The sequence below is a fragment of the Vibrio sp. B181a genome (assembly GCF_030248375.1).
In the GTDB taxonomy this organism is placed as follows: Bacteria; Pseudomonadota; Gammaproteobacteria; order Enterobacterales; family Vibrionaceae; genus Vibrio; species Vibrio campbellii.
On the sequence record NZ_JAHGAD010000157.1, the window covers coordinates 1 to 755 of the forward strand.

Below are 755 nucleotides of genomic sequence, written 5' to 3' on the forward strand. Positions count from 1 at the left end.
TGGTGATGGATGGGTCTGTCGGATGATGGGTTGTCATTGTTTCACCTCACGGCCTTCGATGAGTACGGGGTAATGGCTAAGACCAAAAGCGCGGGCAAAATCGTTGCCAGAAACTGGATACACGCTTAGGCCATATTGGGTCATGCGATGCCACCCAGCAGGAGTGCGAACGTTGACCACCATGCCTTTAGCGCCAATGCGCGCGAGATAGTCGCGCTTTTCACTCAGCCAGCGGTGCGAGAGCGCATCATCGCCGATAATAAAGAGCGGCGTGCTCACGTGCTGTTTGAGCGTTTTACGCTCGACCTTGCCTGGCGTCAGCATTGGGGTAGAGACGGGCAACATGCTGAGCATGGGGTCGGCCGCCTGTGCGGGTTGATTGACCAACAACAGCAGACCGCAGATTATTATGAGACATCGTTTCATGAGGATGGGACGCTCCATTGTTTGAGGTGGCGAGCAAAGGTGGCTTCATAGCGCCGCGCAGGCGCGCCGCCAGCTGGGCGATGAAAATACCCCGCCGCTTTCACCCAGTTGCCATGCTTGCGCTTGCCTTCACTGAGCAGCACCGCCGCGTGATTGAGGTTAAGCCATGGGTCGAATGCGTCACATGGCGATTTGAAGTGGTCTTTTTGCCAGCGCCAGTTGTGCTGGGTAAGGCCGATGTCCACCATTTGGGTGCGCCTTAGAAAGCCTTGCAGCGCTTGGCACGCCTGGTCAAAGCTCGCGTAATAATACGGCTTGCCTTTGACGTT

Annotated in this window: 1 protein-coding gene and 1 pseudogene; both read right to left on the minus strand. The window is 56.3% G+C overall.

The features are described from left to right. Positions 1 to 33 precede the first annotated feature (33 nt). On the minus strand, positions 34 to 426 hold the full coding sequence (locus KIO97_RS26895) for an integrating conjugative element protein (RefSeq protein WP_285384443.1): 393 nt from the start codon (positions 424 to 426) through the stop codon (positions 34 to 36). Next, positions 423 to 755, minus strand: a pseudogene (locus KIO97_RS26900) (hypothetical protein); the annotation flags it as partial. The pseudogene KIO97_RS26900 and the gene KIO97_RS26895, both read right to left, overlap by 4 nt.